3 protein-coding genes are annotated in these 3489 nt (G+C 49.9%); all 3 read left to right on the forward strand.

The window, feature by feature from the left end; genetic code table 11:
- Window positions 1-360 (forward strand): transcriptional regulator FilR1 domain-containing protein (locus VJ162_RS18390; RefSeq protein WP_324666283.1); only part of this gene is annotated, 360 nt, incomplete at its 5' end.
- Between the two features lie 1276 nt (window positions 361-1636).
- Complete coding sequence (locus tag VJ162_RS18395) at window positions 1637-2257, forward strand: YIP1 family protein (RefSeq protein ID WP_324666284.1); 621 nt, start codon at window positions 1637-1639, stop codon at window positions 2255-2257.
- Window positions 2258-2466: 209 nt separating this feature from the next.
- Window positions 2467-2712, forward strand: a complete 246-nt coding sequence (locus VJ162_RS18400) for a hypothetical protein (RefSeq protein ID WP_324666285.1) — start codon at window positions 2467-2469, stop codon at window positions 2710-2712.
- Window positions 2713-3489 lie beyond the last annotated feature (777 nt).

Consider the following 3489-nt stretch of genomic DNA (forward strand, 5'->3'; position numbering starts at 1 on the left):
ACAGTGATAAAACAGCAACCGGTCAGGTCCTGCTATCTCCCAATAATCCCATACCATGGCGACGGACTCAGGGACGAGCTATTCAATTCTGAAGATGTCCGAGTCGCGATCCCGGCAGAAGTATTAGAATCACTCTCTGAGAACGGGAGCGATTCCGCTACCAAACTAGGTGATGAAGAGATCTCGGTACAACTTGTCGGATCTGACGCCCCGGAGATAGGACTACTGAAGACGGATGACCGTGCTATGATACTCGCTCTTGATAACAACGACAAGCCTCATGCCCTCGTGGAGGGGGATAATAACTATTTATACAACTGGGTTGACAAGAAACTATCCGCTATTTTTCAGCGCTGCTGAGACAAATCAGTACGAGCGCCTGGACGGCCCACAAACGGTCACATCTGCCGACGCCCGCGCATACGTCATAAGTCTACGGACTCATCGAAACGAGGAACCACACCTCATCGAGTGTAGCTGACTGGTCATTGCCGGAAAACAGGCTCGTAACGCTTACTTCAGTTGCTCCAGCATACAAACGGCCATAGCAACACCACTGCGACCGAGTCGGATCTGTGTGGTGCCCGAATAATCGGTTGAAAGTGTTCGAACCCTTCCGTCCCTGCATCAGTGCAGTGACTCTGACAGCTGTGGGAATCGGGTACCTAAAACCGTAAAGAGTGTTGCTATGCAGCGGCGAGAGTCCCTCCCTTGACGCCTGCCTCGGCACCGGCGATCGCACCAGCGGGGCCCCCGGTAACTCCACCAGCGACGATTCCCGCAGCCAACGTGGCACCACCGGCAACTGCACCGGCTTTCACCGCATCGTCATCAGATGCGCCGAGTTCGGAAGCCGCCACCGTAGTTGCTGCCCCGGCAGAACCGAAACCAGCTGCGAGTCCGATACCGGCGATCACCAGCATGAGCGCAATTCCACCCGAACCGAGTGATTGTAACGACATAGCAAAATTTGATTGGTTTCTAAGAGTACTAAAACAACCCACTGGATAGAGAAAACTAGCTTGTGGACCCACAAGCACGTAACACGGAGACAAGATGCTCGTCAAACCGTCACCATTTATTCGATATCAGATCAGCCGGTCAAGCGGTTCAAAGTGATCGATAGCCGACCATTCATCCTCGTAGTTCATAGCTAGGCTTCCAGTTGCCCGGAAAAAGTCAGTCGGTCTATTGTGATTTGCTGCTCAATATCCGAGTTATAGCCCGGCCGCTTGGCCAGTCTTGTACCCGATAACTGCTCCTGTCGGGCCACCGACAGAGGCCCCCACTGCAGCCCCACCAACCTGAGCCCCGACAAAGGCTGCGGCCTGTGCCTCATCATCAACGCCCTCTTGTTCCATGTACGCGACGGCTGCATCGCCGCTAGTTGCGCCCATTGCTGTCCCTGCGCCAGCTGCGACCAACAGGATTGCCAGACCAACTGTGATGATGGATTTATCTAGCATGGCATCGAATAGTTTTCCCCATCCATTCTTTTATTTACTTAGTTGTGCGGTAGTAAAACCATCGTATCTGAGGGAGATTGTTTCGAGAACAGTGGAGTGGAACTGCGTCAAGCACTTTATTCGATATAAATTCGATTGATATAAGTGTGTTATTAGAATATTTCATCTAAATGGTCGTCAAAGATATACAGTGGGTGGTTATGAACCCTGACGATTTCATGAAGGAAAAAGCGCCCGAAGAACCGCTTTGGAAGCCCTCTGTATTGGTTCTCCTCGTTGGTATAGTCAATACAGTTTCTTCGGTACTTCTCGCGCAACGACTCGGAAATGCAAGTCAAGCTGGACAAGTGGCCTCAGGAATCGCAAGTGTCTTGGGTGCCGTTCTCGGTCTAATCTCGACTTTTGCACTCTGGCTACTTTCCGCGGTTTTAATTTTCGGTATTGTATGGTACCTGAGTGATACTGAACCGTCCTTTCGAGACCTGTTTCGCGATATAGGATGGGGATATATTCCGGTGCTACTTGCCTCGTTGTTGAACAGTATCGCGTACGTGTACATTCTAAATCGGACTTCTGACTCTCTTCCGTCGGAAGAGCTACAAGTAATTATAGAATCCAGCACGGTACTTCAAGTTGTAAGTGTCATCGGGATCTCACTCACTATCTGGAAAGGATTCATATGGATGTTCGCTATCCGGCGACGATCGGGCTTGAGAATACGAACCGCAGCGGTAATCGCGTTCCTCGTTCCAGTGGTGGAGATTGTATTCTCTCTCTGGAGTCTTATCTGAGAGTAGAGTAACGCCAGTAGCATAATCACCTCTATTGTTCTCTTTCGAGAGAGCTATGACAAATCGATACTGGAAGTCCCAAGAGAGTCCGTACCACACTACACAGATTCGAAGTTCGAGTGACCGATATCCCTCCGAAATCGTACTACCCCGTTTTCGTATTACTAATCTATCGTAAAATTAAATGGTGTAAAGTAGATAGGTGGGATATGGAGATAAAAGATCGAAGTGAAATCAGTTCAACGACAGGCTATCTGCTGGGAATTGGTCAAATTATACAAGCACTCGCAGTACCTGTCGCAGTGTTTGGCCAGTTTTTTCTCCAGACGGAACAGATAGATCTCGTGGTTGCGACCGCTGCAGTAGTGTTGAGTGTCGGTAACTACATCGTTCTATACCAGTTGCAGAGTGCCCTATTCAAGCATGGGACCAGTGAGTGGCGCAACTGGGTGTAGAAAGTCTGTGAGCCCCAGCAGTGAACCTCATAGTGGCCGAGAGGCGTACATAACTCCACCTGTGATAACGTAACCGACGATTCCTGTGACCGAGAAGGCAACGCTGGTTGACGTGTTAGTCATATCTAACTCCGTTAGTGGGGAGACAGACGCTTCCCGAGAAGGGTATAGATCAACCGGTTCGAGAAACCACCCCAAGCCGGACGAATAGACGACTGAGAAAATAACAGCCATATAAGATTGAAACAGAAATAGTTCGAAATATAAGAGTATAGACTTGTTCACATCAGAGTTGTCAAATGTCAATTTTGTTGCCGGCCGTTGATTTATTTCTTAGCAGTGAGTCTATTACATCTTACTAAAGGAATTATTTAAAGGAACTAGCTTCAATATAATCGGTCGTATGCGGCAAAAGATAATTAGCGTGTGTATCGCATTGACCCTGATAACTACTGCAGTCGGAGCAGCCTCTGCTAGTGCGACCAGTGGTCAAATGGCCGCCCAGTACGCTGGTGGCGACACCGTGGACTCCGCCTATGCCTGTACGGGCGGTGCCGTTGTGGGCGGGGCTATCGGTGGTGTCGCAGGTGCCTACGTATCCGGCGGTTCACTCGCTGTGTCCGGTGCGAAGGCCGGTGCTGGGGCTGGCTGTTTCGCCGGTACGTGAGCGGTTTGGAGGTGAGTTATTTTTCGTAGAGTCGTATAGTAGCCATTGAATATCAACGACGCCTGACCGCACGATAGCGGTGCGGTCCGTGTATAAATCGTTTCAATTGA

Source organism: Haloarcula sediminis, assembly GCF_035656455.1.
Lineage (GTDB): Archaea > Halobacteriota > Halobacteria > Halobacteriales > Haloarculaceae > Haloarcula > Haloarcula sediminis.